Raw genomic sequence first — 317 nt, forward strand, 5'->3', positions numbered from 1 at the left:
AGGCGTGAAGTTCTAAGCCTACCGCGTGTTCCCTCGATTGCGATTGCTAAATTAAGCCTCCGCCGACCAGCGGAGGTTTTTTTTATAGACCTTGGGGAATGGTAGATCTCGACAATAACCTTCATAATTGCCGGCATGGATATTGAACTCTCTGCACTCGAAGAACGCGCCGAAGCCCAGGAGCACATGGCCGAAGCACTCCGCATCCTGAACGCCGCTATTCGGCGAACCCATAGAGCCGGCCTCTTGGTCCGGGTGGAAGTCCTGACCATGTACTCGCGGGAGGGAACGCTGCCGCAACTGGAGCTCGGCACCCT

Annotated in this window: 1 protein-coding gene; it reads left to right on the forward strand. The window is 56.2% G+C overall.

Annotated elements, in window-relative coordinates; all coding sequences use genetic code 11:
* Nucleotides 1-135: 135 nt before the first annotated feature.
* Nucleotides 136-317 (forward strand): hypothetical protein (locus GQ59_RS31665; protein ID WP_152564168.1); only part of this gene is annotated, 182 nt, incomplete at its 3' end.

This window comes from Neorhizobium vignae, assembly GCF_000732195.1.
Lineage (GTDB): Bacteria > Pseudomonadota > Alphaproteobacteria > Rhizobiales > Rhizobiaceae > Neorhizobium > Neorhizobium vignae.